The sequence below is a fragment of the Kitasatospora sp. NPDC057500 genome, assembly GCF_042802195.1.
Classification (GTDB): domain Bacteria; phylum Actinomycetota; class Actinomycetes; order Streptomycetales; family Streptomycetaceae; genus Kitasatospora.
The window spans coordinates 1-15819 of sequence record NZ_JBHVER010000192.1 but is presented as its reverse complement, the minus strand read 5'-3'; the positions used below and the strand labels follow the sequence as shown (position 1 = coordinate 15819).

Genomic DNA, 15819 nt, shown 5'->3' with positions numbered 1-15819 from the left:
CCTCGCCGACGCCGACCGCGACCGGATGCGGCGCGGCGGCGTGCTGCCGCTGACGGCCGAGCAGGGCCTCGCCGCCTTCGACGCCGCCCTCGGCAGCGCCCGAGCGCTGGTCGCCCCGCTGTCGCTCGACCGGGCCGCGCTCGGGCAGGCCGCCGCGGTGGGGATGCTGCCCCCGCTGCTGGCCGGGCTGGTCCGCGCCCCGCGTGGCCACCGGGCCGTCCCGGCCGGGCCGACGCTGGGTGAGCGCCTGGACGGGCTTCCCGCCGAGGAGCAGGACCGGCTCGTGCTCGAAGCCGTCCAGACGCAGGTGGCGGCCGTGCTGGGGCACGACTCCGCCGCCGCCGTCCCGGTCGGCCGGGCGTTCAACGAGCTGGGCTTCGACTCGCTCACTGCGGTCGAGCTGCGGAACCGGCTGACGGCCGTGACCGGCCTGCGGCTGCCGTCCACGCTGGTGTTCGACTACCCGAATGCCGGGGTGCTCGCCGCCCATCTCGTCGAGCGGCTCCGGCCGGCGGCGGTTTCCCCGACGGCGGCCCTGCTCCTTGAGCTCGACCGGTTTGAACAGGAGTTGCGGACGGTGTCGCCCGATGCCGAGGGCCGGTCCCGGGTGACCGCCCGACTGCACGGCCTGCTCGCCTCCTGGAAGAGCGCGGACGCGGCGCGGACCGGTGGGTCCGTCCTGGCCGACGAGCTCGAATCCGCTACCGATGACGAGGTGTTCGACCTGCTCGGCAAGGAATTCGGGATCTCCTGACCCGCTGCGGCGAAGAGAGGCGACAGTACATGAGCGAGCCAGGCCAGGTCCCCGAGGACCGGTTGCGTTACTTCCTCAAGCGGGCCACCGCCGAACTGCACGACACCCGTGAGCTGCTGCGGGGGGCCGAGCGGGCCGCGTCCGAGCCGATCGCGATCGTCGGGACGGCCTGCCGGTTCCCGGGCGGGGTCTCCTCGCCCGAGGACCTGTGGGAGCTGGTGGCCGCGGGCCGGGACGCGATCGGGACGTTCCCGACCGACCGTGGCTGGGACGTGGAGAACCTCTACCACCCCGACCCCGACCACCCCGGCACCAGCTACTCCCGGGACGGCGGCTTCCTCGTCGGCGCGGCCGACTTCGATCCGGCGGTGTTCGGGATCTCGCCTCGTGAGGCGTTGGCGATGGACCCGCAGCACCGGTTGCTGCTGGAGACGTCCTGGGAGGCGTTCGAGCGGGCGGGCATCGATCCGCTGGGGCTGCGGGGTTCGCGGACGGGTGTGTTCACCGGCGTCATGTACAACGACTACGCGCTGGTGATGGGGGAGTCGGCGGACTCGGCCGAGGGCTTCCTCGGCACGGGCGGCAGCATCGCCTCCGGGCGGATCGCCTACACCTTCGGCCTCGAAGGCCCGACCCTCACCGTCGATACCGCCTGCTCCTCCTCCCTGGTCGCCCTGCACCTCGCCGTGCAGGCGCTGCGCGGCGGCGAGTGCGACGCGGCGCTGGCGGGCGGCGTCACGGTGATGGCCACCCCGAACACCTTCATCGGGTTCTCCCGGCAGCGCGGCCTGGCGCCCGACGGCCGGTGCAAGTCCTTCGCGGAGGGCGCGGACGGCACCGGCTGGGGTGAGGGCGTCGGCATGCTGCTCGTGGAGCGGCTCTCCGACGCGCGGCGCAACGGGCATCCGGTGCTGGCCGTGGTGCGGGGCAGCGCCGTCAACTCGGACGGTGCGTCCAACGGTCTGACGGCGCCGAACGGTCCTTCGCAGCAGCGGGTGATCCGGGCGGCGTTGGCCAACGCGCGGCTCGGCGCGGCCGACGTGGACGCGGTGGAGGCGCACGGCACCGGAACGCCGCTGGGCGACCCGATCGAGGCGCAGGCGCTGCTGGCCACCTACGGCCAGGACCGCGCGGGCGAGCCGCTCTGGCTCGGTTCGGTGAAGTCGAACCTGGGGCACACCCAGGCCGCCGCCGGTGTGGCGGGGATCATCAAGATGGTCGAGGCGATGCGCCACGGCGTCCTGCCGGGCACCCTGCACGTCGACACCCCGTCGACGAAGGTGGACTGGTCGGCCGGCGCGGTCGAGCTGCTGACGCAGGCACGGGAGTGGCCGCAGGTGGACCGCCCGCGCCGCGCGGCCGTGTCGTCCTTCGGGATCAGCGGCACCAACGCCCACGTCATCCTCGAAGCCCCCACGGAGACCCCGGTTCCGGCGCCCGCCGCCGAGCCGGACGAGCCGCTGCCGGTGACCCCGCTCGTCCTCGCGGCGGCCGACGGCACCGCGCTGGACGCCCAGGCCGCTGAACTCGCGGCGTACCTGACCGCCCGTCCGGACGTACGGCCGCGCGATGCCGCCCGCGCGCTCGCCGGCCGGTCGCGGCTGCCGCACCGGGCCGTCGCGCTCGGCCGCGACCGGTCCGAGCTGCTGGCCGCGCTGGCCGACGGCGGCACCCTCAGGGGCACCGCGCGACCCGGACGGCTCGCCCTGGTCTTCAGCGGGCAGGGCGCTCAGCGGGTCGGCATGGGCCGGGAGCTGTACGAGGCGCACCCGGTGTACGCGGACGCCTTCGACGAGGCGTGCGCTGCCCTCGGCCTGCCGCTGCACGACCTGCTCGCGGACGAGGAACGGATCCACCGGACCGGGACGGCGCAGCCCGCGCTGTTCGCCGTCGGGGTCGCGCTGCTGGCCCTCGTACGGAGCTGGGGCGTGACGCCCGATGTCGTCGCGGGGCACTCGATCGGTGAGGTCACGGCGGCGTACGCGGCGGGGGTGCTGTCACTCAAGGACGCTGCCGCGCTGGTGGCCGCGCGCGGCCGGCTGATGCAGGAACTGCCCCCCGGCGGTGCGATGCTGGCCGTCGGGGCGCCTGAGGCCGAGGTGCGGGAGGCGCTCCCCGACCTCGACGTCGCCGCTGTCAACGGCCCTGCCGCCGTGGTGCTCTCGGGTACCTCGGACGGCATCGAAGCGGCTGCGGCGGTGGCGGCCGAGCGCAGCTGGAAGACCTCGCGCCTGCGCACCAGCCACGCGTTCCACTCCCGCCTGATGGACCCGATGCTCGCCGACTTCCGCGCCGCGGTGGGAAGCCTCGCCTTCGCGGAGCCGAGGCTCGCCGCCGTCTCCACGGTCACGGGCGCGGCCGTGACGCCCGGCCGGTGGAGCGACCCGGCCTACTGGGTCGACCAGGTCCGCCGCCCGGTCCGCTTCGCCGACGCCGTCGCGGCCCTCGCCGCCCAGGGCGTCACCCGGGTACTGGAGATCGGGCCGGACGCGGTGCTCACCGCGCTGGTGCGGGACGCCGACGCCGGACTGCTGGCCGTTCCGGCCCTGCGGCGCGGGCGCGCCGAGGCCCGGACGCTGCTGGGCTCGGTCGCCGCCCTGTTCGTCGACGGCGCCGACGTCGACTGGCGGCCGGTTGTCGGCGGGACCGGTCGGGCGGATCTGCCGACCTACCCGTTCACCCACCGGCGCCTCTGGCCCCGCCCGGGGACCGGCCGCGGCGGCGACGCCCGGAGTCTCGGCCTGGAGCCGACCGGCCACCCGCTGCTCGGTGCCGCCGTCGACGTCCCCGACACCGGCACGCTGGTCCTCACGGGGACGCTGGACGCCACCGCCCAGCCGTGGCTGGCCGAGCACACCGTGCTGGGCCGTGCCGTCCTGCCCGGCACCGCGCTGGTCGAACTTGCCCTCGCCGCCGGGGAGCGGGTCGGCGCACCGGCACTGGAGGAGCTGACGCTGCGGCAGCCGCTGCTGCTGCCCGATCGCGGCGTCGTCACCGTCCGGGTCACCGTGACGGAGGAGGACGGGGCGCACGCCGTCACCGTGCACTCCCGCGTCGGCGACGAGGAGCCCTGGACCCTGCACGCCGCCGGCGCCCTCTCGACGGCGGGACCCGCCGACGTCGACGCCGACCTGGTCGGCTGGCCGCCGCCCGGCGCCGAGGAGGTGCCGCTGGCGGGGCTCTACGACGCCTTCGCGGACACCGGCCTCGACTACGGTCCCGCCTTCCGGGGCCTGCGCCGGATGTGGCGGCGCGGCGGCGAGGCGTTCGCCGAGGTGCGGACCGACACCCCGGGCGACGGGTTCGGACTGCACCCGGCGCTGTTCGACGCCGTCCTGCACACGATCGGCCCGGCGGGGCTGCTGCCCGGCGAGGGGCTGCGGCTTCCGTTCGGCTTCTCCGGGGTGCACCGCTTCGCCCCGGCCGGCACCGCCCTGCGGGTGCGGCTGACCGCCGTGAGCGGGGTCGACACCGTCCGGCTCGATCTGGCGGACCCGACCGGGCTGCCCGTCGGCCGGGTCGAACGGCTCACGCTGCGGCCGGTCTCCGCCGACCGGCTGGGCGGGGGAGCGGCCGACCGGCTGCTGTACGAGGTGGAGTGGGCGGTGCGGGAGGTGGCCGCGTCAGCGCGGACGCCGGTGGTGATCGCTCTCGGTGACGTGCTGCCTGAGCCTGTTCCGGTGCTGTTGGTGGATGCTTCGGCTGCGGGTGCGGCGTTGGACCGGTCGGCGGCGCTGCTGGCGCTGCTCCAGGACTGGCTGGCCGATCCGGAGTGGGCGCGATCGCGCCTGGTGGTAAGGACGTTCGGCGCGGCGGGCGAGGTGGTCACGGATGCGGACGGTGCCGCCCTGTGGGGCCTGGTCCGCTCGGCGCAGGCCGAGCAACCGGACCGCATCCACCTGCTGGACGCCGCCGAGGACGCCTTCTACGAGCTTCCGCAGGCCGTGGTCCGCGACGGCGAGGTCCGCGTCCCGCGCCTGGTACGGGTGCCCGCCGCGGGGGAGCCGGTCGGGTTCGGCGACGGCACGGTCGTCGTCACCGGCGCCACCGGGGCGCTCGGCCGCCTGATCGCCCGCCACCTGGCCGAGACCCACGGTGTCCGCGACCTGCTCCTGCTCTCCCGCTCCGGCGGGAGCGTGGCGATCGAGGGCGCGAAGGTCCGCGCGGTGGCCTGCGACGTCGCCGACCCGGACGCGGTCGCCGACGTGCTGCGGGACGAGCCCGTGACGGCCGTGATCCACGCGGCCGGGCTGCTCGACGACGCCTTGCTCGCCGACCTGACGCCGGAGCGCCTGGAGCGGGTCTTCCGGGCCAAGGTGGATGCCGCTCGCAACCTCGCCGCCGCGACCGAGGGCAAGCCCCTCGCCGCCTTCGTCCTCTACTCCTCCGTCGCCGGCCTCCTCGGCAACCCCGGCCAGGCCAACTACGCCGCCGCCAACGCCTTCCTCGACGCCTACGCCACCGCTCTCCGTGCCCGGGGCGTCCCGGCCGTCTCGCTCGCCTGGGGCCTGTGGGAGGCGGGCATGGGCGACACCCTCACCGATGTCGAGCGGCGCCGCCTGCGACAGGGCGGGGTCGTTCCGCTCACCGCCGAGCAGGGCCTCGCCGCCTTCGACGCCGCCCTGGGCGCCGCCCGGCCGCTCCTCGCCCCGGTCGCCCTGGACGTCGCGGCCCTGCGCGCCGCCGGGGCCGCCGGGGCGCTCCCCGCAGTCCTCGCCGGGCTCGCCCCGGCCGGGCGGGCGGGCGGCGATGTGCCGGACCAGCAGGCGCTCGCCGCCTTCCAGCGCCGCCTGGCGCAGCTGTCGGCCGACGAGCGCCTGGCCGCCCTGGCCGACCTGGTGGCCCGTCAGACGGCGGTCGTCCTCGGCCACGCCGAGCCGGCCGCCGAGCCCGGTGCCGCCGCCGACCCGCACCGGCCGTTCCTGGAGGCCGGCTTCGACTCGCTCACCTCCGTCGAGCTGCGCAACCGGCTGGCCGCCGCCACCGGGCTGAGGCTGCCGACCACGCTGCTGTTCGACCACCCCACCCCTGGCGCCCTGGTCACCCACCTCACCGGGCAGTTCACCACGGCGGACGCCGGGGCCGAGCCCGCGCGGCAGGAGGGCGCCGGCACCCTCGGCGCGATGTTCCGGGAGGCCTCGGCCACCGGGCGCAGCGGCGACTTCTTCGGGGTCCTGGTCGCCGCGTCGGAGTTCCGCCCGTCCTTCCGCGCCGGCGGGGAACTGCCCGAGCCGGTCCCGGTGGTCAGGCTGGCCCGCGGCACCGACGGGCCCGGCCTGGTCTGCCTGCCGTCGATCCTCGCCATCTCCGGCCCGCACCAGTACGTCAGGTTCGCCGGCGCGCTGCGCGGGCGCCGGGACGTCGCCGCCGTTGCCGCGCCCGGCTTCGGGCGCGGTGAGCTGCTGCCCGCCACGGTGCGGGCGGTGGTCGAGGCCCAGGCCGAGGCGATCCTCGCGCACACCGGCGGGGCTCCGTGCGCCCTGGTCGGCCACTCGTCCGGCGGCATGCTCGCCCACGCGGTGGCCGCCGAACTCGAACGCGTCGGCGCCGCCGCGCAGGCGCTGGTGCTGATCGACATCTACTCGCACGACGTCGAGGCGCTCGCCGGCATCCAGTCGACGCTCAGCGCCGGGATGATCGAGCGGGAGGACGGCTACGTCCCGATGGACGACACCAGGCTGACCGCGATGGGCGGCTACGTCCGGCTCTTCCACGGCTGGCAGCCCACCCCGATCCAGGCCCCGACCCTGCTCGTCCGGGCCACCGAGCCGATGTTCGGCTGGTCGCGCGACGGCGACTGGCGCTCCTCCTGGACCCTGCCGCACAGCGCCGTGGACACCCCCGGCAACCACTTCTCGCTGATGGAGGAGCACGCCGCCGCCACCGCGCGGACCGTCGACGCGTGGCTCACCACCCTCGGCACCGCCACCGACCCCACTCCCGGCCCAGCCACCGGCCCCACTTCCCGGCCGACGACGACGAAAGCGACCACCCGATGAGAGACCCGAACGACCTGCGTGACCAGGTCGACCCGGCCCAGGACAACCTCTGGATCCGCCGCTTCCACCAGGAAGCCGGCGACCTCACCCTGGTCTGCTTCCCGCACGCCGGCGGCTCGGCGAGCTTCTACTACCCGGTCTCCGAGGCCCTGCGCTCCACCGTGCAGGTCGTCGCGCTCCAGTACCCGGGCCGCCAGGACCGCCGCCACGAGCGGCCGCTGACCACCATCGCCGAGCTGGCCGACGAGTCGTTCGCCGCGCTGCGCCCGCTGATGGACCGTCCACTGGCCTTCTTCGGGCACAGCATGGGCGCCACCCTGGCCTTCGAGGTCGCCGTCCGGATGAGGCGCGAGCTGGGCACCGCCCCCGTCGCACTGTTCGCCTCCGGCCGCCGCGCCCCCTCCCGCCACCGGGTGGAGACCGCGCACCTGCTCGGTGACGACGGCCTGGTCGCCGAACTGCAGAGCCTCAGCGGCACCGACGCCCGCATCCTCGGCGACCTGGAGCTGCTGCGGATGATCCTGCCGGCGATCCGCAGCGACTACACCGCCGCCGAGACGTACCGCTATGAGCCGGGCCCCGCGCTGGACTGCCCGATCGTCGCCCTGACCGGCGAGAGCGACCCGAAGGCGAGCCTGGAGGAGGTCGGCGCCTGGGCCGAGCACACCACCGGCGGCTTCGCGCTGCACACCTTCGAGGGCGGCCACTTCTACCTCGCCCGCCACCAGCGCGCGGTGCTCGACGTGATCCGCGACCGGCTGCGCGCCGGGGCGATGTGAGGACGGCCGATGACTCCGACGTTCGTGATCAGCACCGGCCGGTGCGGGTCCACCCTGGTCTCCCGGATGCTGCGCGCCCACGACGAGGTGCTCAGCCTCAGCGAACTGCTCAGCACCGTGCGTAGCCGCGGCTACCTCGACGGTGCCCCGGACGGCGCCGAGTTCTGGCGGATGCTCAGCGAGCCCGAGCCGGCCATGGACGTGATGGTCGCCGCGGGGCTCAGGGTCTCCGAGCTGATCTACCCGTACGGGAAGGGGCGGTTCGACCCCGCCCGGGGCGTCCCGGCGCTCTGCCACATGACGCTGCCGATGCTCACCGACGACCCGGACGCGCTCCACGACGAGCTGGCCGCCGAGGTGCCCGGCTGGCCGGCCCGCCCGATCGCCGACCAGTACCGGACGCTCTTCGCGCACCTGGCCCGGCGGTTCGAGCGGCCGGTGGTCGTCGAGCGCTCCGGCGGCTCCCTGGGGATGCTGCCGAAGCTGTGGGCGGAGTTCCCCGAGGCCCGCTTCGTCTACCTCACCCGGGACGGCGCCGACTCGGCCCTGTCGATGAGCAGCCACCCCGGGTTCCGGCAGATGCTGCTGGGCCGCGAGGCGGCCGGGATCGCCGGGGTCGCCTCCCCGGAGCAGCTGGGCGAGACACAGTTCCAGCTGCTGCCAGCGGAGTTGGGGCGGCTGCTGACCACCCCGGAGGAGCTGCCGCGGCTGATGCGGCGCGACATCCCGCTGACGGCGTTCGGCGCGCTGTGGTCGGCGATGGTCAGCGACGGCGCGCAGGAGCTGCTGCGGCTGCCCACCGGGGCGTGGACGATGCTCTCGTACGAGGCGCTGGTGGCCGACGCCCCGGCGGAACTGGCCAGGCTGGCGGAGTTCCTGGGCGTACCGGCCGCGCCCGGGTGGCTGGCCGAGGCCGCCCGCCTGGTCGACCCGAACCGGCGGGCCTCCTCGTCCCGGCTGGACCCCCAGCTGCTGGCCGCCCTGCGGCGCTCCTGCGCACCCGGTACGGCCGCCGACGAGCGGCTCGCGGAGGCGGCGGGCGTCACACTGCGGCCCGCCGCCGTGTGACTCGGTACACCCCCGAGTGCCCGGACACCTGCGAGCACTGCCCGGTCCGTAGGGGCGACGCTGGGGTGTGACGCGGCTGCCGCGACCCCAAGGATCGCCCCGGGCGGCACAGCGGACCGGAGATCCGGACGCGTACGCCCACCGGGACGGCGCCGCCCACCCTGCGGCCCGGCCGTCGCGGCACACCGGTCCGGGCCGACACCGGCATCCGTCCCCCGGTTCCGGCCCGCGGCCGGGCCCCGGCGCGCGCGACGACGCGTTCGACGCCACCGGCCGACCGCACACCCGATTCCGATGCCACCGGCCGACCGCACAGCAGCTCGCGACGCCCGCGGCCGACCGCACACCCGATCGCGAACACGAGGACATCTCATGGACATCTTGGCCGAAGCGGTGCTCGCGGGCGCCGCGCCGGAGGAACTCGCCGCCCTCCCGCTGCCCGACCTCTTCCCCGCGGCGCACCTGCGGGCCTCCGACGCCGGCATGTTCGAGGGCGAGGCCGACCCCGACGTCCGGCGCTCGCTGCACGTCGGGCCGGTCCCGATGCCGCGGCCGGCGCCGGACGAGGTGGTCGTCGCGGTGATGGCCAGCTCGATCAACTACAACACGGTCTGGTCGGCGATGTTCAAGCCGATCTCGACCTTCAGCGCGCTGGAGCGCTTCGCCCGGCAGGGCGGCTACGCGGCCCGCCACGACCTGCCGCACCAGATCGTCGGTTCGGACGCCGCCGGCGTGGTGGTCCGGGTCGGCGACGGCGTGCGGCACTGGAAGGTCGGCGACCACGTGATGGTCAGCCCGGCCTACGTGGACGACCAGGAGCCGGGCGCGCACGCCGACGGCATGATGGGCGCCGGCGGCCGGGCCTGGGGCTACGAGACCAACTTCGGCGGCCTGGCCCACTACACGGTCGTGCGCTCGACCCAGCTGGTGCCCAAGCCGGGCCACCTGACCTGGGAGGAGGCCGCCTCGATCACCCTGTGCGCCGGCACCGCCTACCGGATGCTGGTCGGCGAGCACGGCGCGCGGATCAAGCAGGGCGACATCGTGCTGGTCTGGGGCGCCACCGGTGGCCTGGGCGGGTTCGCGGTCCAGATGGTCAAGAACGGCGGCGGCACCGCGGTCGGCGTGGTCAGCTCCGAGCGCAAGGCCCGGATCCTGCGCGAGCAGGGCTGCGACGTGGTGATCGACCGGCGCGAACTCGGCATGGGCGACGGCGACGACCCGGCCGCCGACGCGATCGAGTACGGCAAGCGGCTCGGCCGCCGGATCCGGGCCGAGCTGGGGGAGGACCCGCGGGTCGCCTTCGACTACGTGGGCCGCGCCACGTTCGGCACCTCGGTGCACGTCGTGCGGCGCGGCGGCGTCGTGGTCACCTGCGGGTCGAGCACCGGCTACCAGCACCAGTACGACAACCGCTACCTGTGGATGAACCTCAAGCGGGTGATCGGCAGCCACATCGCCAACCTCCAGGAGACCTGGGACACCGCCCGGCTGTTCCGGCAGGGCGGCCTGGTGCCGATCCTCACCGACGTCTTCCCGCTGGCGCGGACCGGCGAGGCGCTGCGGCTGGTGCAGACCAACGGCCACACCGGCAAGGTCGGCGTCCTGTGCCTCGCCCCCGCCGAGGGCCTGGGCGTGACCGACCCGCAGACCCGGGCGCGGATCGGCGCCGAGCGCCTCACCTCCTGGCGCCGCTACGCGTCGACGGTGCGGGTGTGACCGTGAGCGCGATCGGGAGCCTGGCCACGGCTCCTACGTCCCCGAGCGGGTCGTGACCGGCGCGGAGCCCGGTCGAGCGCACCGGCCGCGGCCTGGCCGAGACCGCGGTGTCCTTCCCGCGCAGCCGGGGCTGCTGCGTCGTGCGAGCGCCCTCCTGGTGCCCGCCGGCTCGCAGGTGTGCTGTTGGGCCGCTTCGGGGGCTCCGGTGATGGGTGAGTGGTGTACGGGGGCTGGTGACTAGGGTGGGGGTGGTTGGTGTCGGCGCGTACTTGTGGAGAAGCTGATGGATTCGACCCGTGTCTCTGACGGCGGCCTTCTTTCGGTCGGGGTTGTCGGGCTTGGTGACATCGCGCAGAAGGCGTATCTGCCGGTTCTGGGTGGGTTGGCGGGGCTGGATGTGCGGTTGATGACCCGGGACGGGGCGAAGCTGGACCGGATCGGTGACGCGCACCGGATCGAGGCGGGAAAGCGGTTCACCGATCTCGGGGAGTTGATCGGGAGCGGGATCCGGGTGGCGTTCGTTCATGCCGCGACCAGCCAGCACGTTCCGATCGTGGAGCAGTTGCTGACCGCGGGTGTGGACGTCTATGTGGACAAGCCGCTGGACTACACCGTGGAGGGTGCCCGTCGGCTGGTTGACCTGGCCGACCGGACGGGCCGCTCGCTGATGGTGGGCTTCAACCGGCGGTACGCGCCCGGCTACGTCCAGGCCAAGGAACGTCCTCGGGATCTGATCGTGCTGCAGAAGAACCGCGAGGGTCTGCCCGAGGCTCCGAGGCCGATGGTCTTCGACGATTTCATTCACGTGGTGGATGTGCTCAGGTTCCTGGCCCCGGGGGACATCGAGCACGTCGACGTCCGCTCGCGGGTTCGCGACGGTCTGGTCGAGCACGTCGTGCTCACCCTGGCCGGGGAGGGGTTCACCGCGCTGGGCATCATGAACCGCCTGTCCGGTTCGACGGAGGAGGTCCTGGAGGTCTCCGGTGGCGACTCCAAGCGGGAGGTGCACAACCTGGCCGAGGTGATCGACCACCGAGGCCAGCCCACCGTCCGGCGCCGCGGTGACTGGGTTCCGGTCGCCCGCCAGCGCGGCATCGAGCAGGCCGTCCTCACGTTCCTCGACGCCGTTCGTGCCGGAAAGACCCTCGACGCCCACGACGCGCTGCGCACCCATGAGCTGTGCGAGCTGATCGTGGAGCGGATGGAGGCGGGCTGACCGCGGCCCGGACCCGGTGGGCGGGCCGGGCCGCGAGTGGGGCCGGGGGCGGGATCAGCAGGGGACGACGACGGTGACCGTCGCCGGTGAGGGCGGCCAGCCGCCGTTGTCCACGCTGAAGTCGGCGGTCACCGTGGTGCCGCAGGGGACGGTGGTGGTGATCCCGCCGACGTGGATGCCGCCGGAGGGCACCAGGACGCTCGGGTACACCGGCGGGATCGGCGGCTGGCCGACCGCGGTTCCGGCGATCCGGAAGCCGACGGTCTGCGGCACCCAGGCCGGGTTGGTGGGGTAGGCGTGGCCGAACAGGCGTACCTGGAGGCCGTTGACCTCGATACAGGCGCGGGTCTGCAGGAGGCCGGGTGCGCCCGGGGTGCCGCAGGTGGTGAAGGGCCCGGTCGGGCCGGTGGGCGCGGGGGCGGCGACGGCGGCCGGGGCGGTGGCGGCGGTCAGCGCGGCGAGGACCGCGGCGCCGGCCAGGGCGGCGGCGGTGCGAGGACGGTGCATGGGTGGGTTCCCTCCCGGTGGGCGGCGAGTCCGGCGGATGCCGAAAGCTGTGACATGTCACATCACTCTTGGGTGATCGTGGCACGGGGAGGGGTCGTCCGGTCCGGCCGCCGAGGTGAATGACCGGCGGGCGCCCGGCTGCTGGCCGGAACGGAGTGTCATGTTCCTTACATGCGACCACCGGGGCGGCCCGTCCGAACCCCGGGATCCGAACGGGCCGATCCGATTCGTCAGTTGGCGATGCCGCAGTACTGCTGCTGCTTGCCGATCGCCCGGTAGACGCAGTCGGCGGTCTCCACCAGACGCAGCACGGCCTCCCGGTTGCGGCTGGTCTCGCGGCCGATCACCTCGTCGGGCGGGTAGAAGCCGCTGGCGCCGTTGGGGCCGGGGTACATCTCGAAGGTGTAGCCGAAGATCCGCTGCGCGCCCCACAGCCAGTCGTCGATCGACCCGTCGGTGATGTAGAGGTCGCTGGACTGCTCGGGCGTGTAGTTGTTGGTGGAGGCCATCGAACGGCCCAGGGTGGCGAAGGTGTTGTACTCGTCGGCGGTCATGCCGGTGGTGGTGTTGGCGGTGGTCCAGCCGAACGGCCAGAGCACCAGCTCGCTGTAGGTGTGGAAGTCGATGGCCGCGGTGATCTGCTGCCTGCCGCCGACCACCCGGCTGCGCACGAAGTCGGCGACCACCTTGGTCTCCTTCGCGGACTCCGGCGCGCTGCCCCGGTAGGTCTCGCTGGAGGTGGAGCCGGAGGAGCCGCCGCAGCAGCCGAACTTGTAGTCCCAGTTGCGGTTGAGGTCGGTGCCGACGTAGCTGCTGCCCGGGTTGGGCTGGCGGTCCTTGCGCCAGCTGCGGTAGCGGCCGGTGGCGATGTCGTACTCGCCGCCGTCCGGGTTGAGGTCCGGGACCACCCAGATCTCCCGGCTGTTGACCGCGTTGGCGATCCTGGTGTCGGTGGCGTACTTGTCGCCGAACTCGTGCAGCAGGTAGAGCGACATCTCGACGGTGAGGTGCTCGCGGGCGTGCTGGTGGGCGGTGAAGAGCACCTCGGGCTCGTTCTCGTCGGTGCCCACGTTGTCGCTGATCTTCACGGCGACGATCGGCCGGCCCTCGTAGGAGGTGCCGATCACCCGCTTGCTCATGATGTCGGGGTGCGCGGCGACGACGGCCTCGATGTCGGCCGCCGCCTCCGCGTAGTTGTGGTAGCCGGAGTCGGCGGACGGGAAGTCGTAGAGCGCCGCGCCGACGCCCTCCTGGCCGGGCACGGCGCCGTACCGGGGGCCCGGCAGCGGGACGGGCGACCAGCCGAGCGCGCGCAGCCGGGCGGCCTCGGCGGGGGTGGCGGTGACCGTCAGCGAGTCGGTCCGGACGGCGTCGACGGAGGCTCCGGTGGCGGCGACGGCGGTGCGCTCGGCGACGGTCCGGGGGCCGTCGAGGCGGTACTGCCGCGCGGAGTCGGCATCGGAGGCGGTGGCGGAGGCCGGCTGTGCGGTGGCCTGGGCGGTGGTGAGCGGGACGGCGAGGGCGAGGGCCAGCAGGACGGCGGTGGCCGCGGCCGGCTTCCCTCGGCGGGGCAGTCGCATGACTGTCCTCCTGTGGGGGTCCGTAGGGACGGAACGGTGGAGGAGGGGGTGCGGCGCCGCGAGGTTGATGCTCCGTCAATGTCATGCAATCGTCAAGGAGTTGGGCGGAACGAGGATGGAACCGGCCCCGCCGCGCGCCGGTTCAGGAGCTCGTCGCGCCCCTGGCCGCCGCCCCGCAGGTCGCCAGACTGCACCAGCGACGCCGCCCGGCCGCGTCCAGGAACAGCCAGCCGCAGTCCGCGCTCGGGCAGCGCCGGACGGTCAGCCGGCGCGGCTCGGCGAGGAGTTCGGCCGCCGCCCGGGCGGCGGCGTACAGCGGCAGCCGGAGCCCGGCCGACGGCGGCAGCCGCCACCGCGCCAGGCCGTCCTCGCCGCGGGTGAACACCGCCGCACGGGTGGCGAGTCGGACCACGGCGGCCACCTCGCCGAAGGCGGCCCCGTCCTGCGGATCGGTCAGGCACGCGTACAGCGCCGAGCGGAACGCGCGGGCCTCGGCCAGCACGGTCGCCGCCTCGTCCGGGTGCTGCGCGGCCTGCCGCAGCAGCGACTCGACCAGCGGCTGCTCGGCGAGGTCCTGGTGCCCGGCCCAGACCGCGAGCGTCGAGTAGCCGCGCAGCCAGTCGGAACCGGGCGGTGCGGACGGTGCGCCCCAGCCGGCGAAGGTGTTGCAGAACTCCAGCGCCGGGTGCCCGCCCGCGCTCCACGGCAGCCACTCCTCGCCCACCCGCACCGCGTACAGCGGCGCCGGCGGCCGGTCCAGCCGGGGGTCGGCGCGCAGGATCCGCTCGTGCAGCGCGGCCAGTTCGGCGCCCGGCTCCACGCCCAGGGTCTCCACCAGCGTCCGCCGGGTGTGCCGGTAGAGGGCGAGCGCCTCGCCCTGCCGGCCCGCCCGGTACAGGGCCGTCATCGCGGCGCGCACCAGCCGCTCGCGGGGCGGCAGGCCCTCCAACTCGCCGTCGCGCAGCGGAAGATCGGCGAGCAGCCGGTCGTGCCGGCCCATCGTGAGGAGGAGTTCGGCGCGCTGTTCCAGGGCCGACAGCCGCAGGTGGAGCAGCCGCCCGCCGAGCCGCCCGCGCAGCGCGTCGTCGGCGACGTCCGCGAGCAGCGGCCCGCGCCAGAGCGCGAGCGCCCGGTCGTGGCAGCGCAGCCGCTCGGCGGGGTCGCCGGTGACGGAGGCGCGGGCCGCGAGGTCGAGGAACTCCCGGACGTCCAGGGTGTGGGGGCCGGGCGCGAGGGCGTACCCGTCGTGCCGGGTGTCGATCACCACGCCGTGCGGGCGCAGCCGGGCGCGCAGCCGTCCGATGTAGGTGTGCACGGTGCCGCGCGCCGAGGCGGGCGGGCTGCCGTGCCAGAGCAGGTCGATCAGCCGCTCGGTGGCGACCACCCGGCCGTCCTCCAACAGCAGGACGGCGAGCAGGCACCGCTCCTGGCGGCGGGCACCGGCCAGGACGGGCTCGCCGCGGTGGTCGGCCTCGAACGGGCCGAGCAGTCGGAACTCCATGGCGGGCCACCCTACGGCGCCCGTCCGGGGTGTGGTGAGAATCCGGTCAGCGGCCCCTGCCAGGCTGGCCGCCGAACAGTCCGACGCCCCACCAGGAGACCCGCCATGCGCCGCATCCCCCTCCGCCTCGCGACCGCCGCGACCGCTGCCGCCACCGCTGTCGCCGCCCTGGCCGCGACCCTGACCGCCGCCCCGGTGGCGGTCGCCGCCGGCCGCGGCGGCTGGGAGCCGTGGCCCTCGCCGTCCTTCGACCTGCCGGCCGGCGCCCGCTGCGACTTCCCGGTGCACCTGGAACCCGTGGTCGACCGCGTCGAGCGGCACGTGCTGGCCGCCGACCCGGACGGCACCGTCCGCCGCGTCGCCTACCGGGGCGCCCTGGTCATGCGGCTCACCAACACCCTGACCGGCGCCCACTACGACGCCGACGCCGGCGGCCGCTCCCACGTCGACTACCGGCCCGACGGCTCCCAGACCTGGCGCGCCCACGGCCCGGTCCTGCTCGGCTTCGGCGCCGGCGCGGGCACCCTGCCCCGCGACCTCTACACCGTCGACGGCGACTACACCATCGAGATCGGCGCCACCGGCTACCGCACCCTCACCATCAAGCACGGCTCCGCCGAGCCCCTCTGCGCCAAGGTCGCCTGACCCCGGGGGCCGGTCACCTCCGTCCGCCGGCCGGCCGACTCACCGCTGCGC

Annotated in this window: 10 protein-coding genes; 7 read left to right on the top strand and 3 right to left on the bottom strand. The window is 75.0% G+C overall.

Going from position 1 to position 15819, the window contains the following annotated elements; all coding sequences use genetic code 11:
- The 6 genes from ACFU74_RS29950 to ACFU74_RS29925 all read left to right on the top strand — a co-directional run.
- A partial coding sequence (locus ACFU74_RS29950) for a phosphopantetheine-binding protein (RefSeq protein ID WP_380762315.1) occupies positions 1–754 on the top strand: 754 nt, incomplete at its 5' end.
- A 29-nt stretch (positions 755–783) separates the two neighbouring features.
- Positions 784–6753, top strand: coding sequence for an SDR family NAD(P)-dependent oxidoreductase (locus tag ACFU74_RS29945; protein ID WP_380762313.1), 5970 nt, complete (start codon positions 784–786; stop codon positions 6751–6753).
- Complete coding sequence (locus ACFU74_RS29940; RefSeq protein WP_380762311.1) at positions 6750–7532, top strand: thioesterase II family protein; 783 nt, start codon at positions 6750–6752, stop codon at positions 7530–7532. Before ACFU74_RS29945 ends, ACFU74_RS29940 begins: the two co-directional genes overlap by 4 nt.
- 9 nt (positions 7533–7541) lie before the next feature.
- On the top strand, positions 7542–8600 hold the full coding sequence (locus ACFU74_RS29935; protein WP_380762309.1) for a sulfotransferase: 1059 nt from the start codon (positions 7542–7544) through the stop codon (positions 8598–8600).
- Positions 8601–8972: 372 nt separating this feature from the next.
- Positions 8973–10319, top strand: coding sequence for a crotonyl-CoA carboxylase/reductase (gene ccrA, locus ACFU74_RS29930; protein WP_380762307.1), 1347 nt, complete (start codon positions 8973–8975; stop codon positions 10317–10319).
- 283 nt (positions 10320–10602) lie between these two features.
- Positions 10603–11535, top strand: coding sequence for a Gfo/Idh/MocA family protein (locus tag ACFU74_RS29925; RefSeq protein WP_380762305.1), 933 nt, complete (start codon positions 10603–10605; stop codon positions 11533–11535).
- Between the two features lie 54 nt (positions 11536–11589).
- Here ACFU74_RS29925 and ACFU74_RS29920 read toward each other — a convergent pair whose 3' ends face one another.
- The 3 genes from ACFU74_RS29920 to ACFU74_RS29910 form a co-directional block, all read right to left on the bottom strand.
- Complete coding sequence (locus ACFU74_RS29920; RefSeq protein ID WP_380762303.1) at positions 11590–12042, bottom strand: hypothetical protein; 453 nt, start codon at positions 12040–12042, stop codon at positions 11590–11592.
- A gap of 230 nt (positions 12043–12272) precedes the next feature.
- Complete coding sequence (locus tag ACFU74_RS29915) at positions 12273–13622, bottom strand: M14 family metallopeptidase (RefSeq protein WP_380762301.1); 1350 nt, start codon at positions 13620–13622, stop codon at positions 12273–12275.
- A gap of 142 nt (positions 13623–13764) precedes the next feature.
- Entirely contained in the window at positions 13765–15123 is a 1359-nt protein-coding gene (locus ACFU74_RS29910; protein WP_380762299.1) for a BTAD domain-containing putative transcriptional regulator, read from the bottom strand.
- A gap of 105 nt (positions 15124–15228) precedes the next feature.
- Here ACFU74_RS29910 and ACFU74_RS29905 point away from each other — a divergent pair, with 105 nt between their 5' ends.
- A complete protein-coding gene (locus ACFU74_RS29905; RefSeq protein ID WP_380762297.1) occupies positions 15229–15768 on the top strand; it encodes a hypothetical protein in 540 nt (179 codons plus the stop codon).
- Positions 15769–15819: the final 51 nt, after the last annotated feature.

Excerpts from the sequence above, each read along its gene's own strand:
- ACFU74_RS29945 (WP_380762313.1), top strand. The coding sequence starts at position 784 with ATGAGCGAGCCAGGCCAGGTCCCCGAGGACCGGTTGCGTTACTTCCTC.
- ACFU74_RS29940 (WP_380762311.1), top strand. The coding sequence starts at position 6,750 with ATGAGAGACCCGAACGACCTGCGTGACCAGGTCGACCCGGCCCAGGAC.
- ACFU74_RS29935 (WP_380762309.1), top strand. The coding sequence starts at position 7,542 with ATGACTCCGACGTTCGTGATCAGCACCGGCCGGTGCGGGTCCACCCTG.
- ccrA (WP_380762307.1), top strand. The coding sequence starts at position 8,973 with ATGGACATCTTGGCCGAAGCGGTGCTCGCGGGCGCCGCGCCGGAGGAA.
- ACFU74_RS29925 (WP_380762305.1), top strand. The coding sequence starts at position 10,603 with ATGGATTCGACCCGTGTCTCTGACGGCGGCCTTCTTTCGGTCGGGGTT.
- ACFU74_RS29920 (WP_380762303.1), bottom strand. The coding sequence starts at position 12,042 with ATGCACCGTCCTCGCACCGCCGCCGCCCTGGCCGGCGCCGCGGTCCTC.
- ACFU74_RS29915 (WP_380762301.1), bottom strand. The coding sequence starts at position 13,622 with ATGCGACTGCCCCGCCGAGGGAAGCCGGCCGCGGCCACCGCCGTCCTG.
- ACFU74_RS29910 (WP_380762299.1), bottom strand. The coding sequence starts at position 15,123 with ATGGAGTTCCGACTGCTCGGCCCGTTCGAGGCCGACCACCGCGGCGAG.
- ACFU74_RS29905 (WP_380762297.1), top strand. The coding sequence starts at position 15,229 with ATGCGCCGCATCCCCCTCCGCCTCGCGACCGCCGCGACCGCTGCCGCC.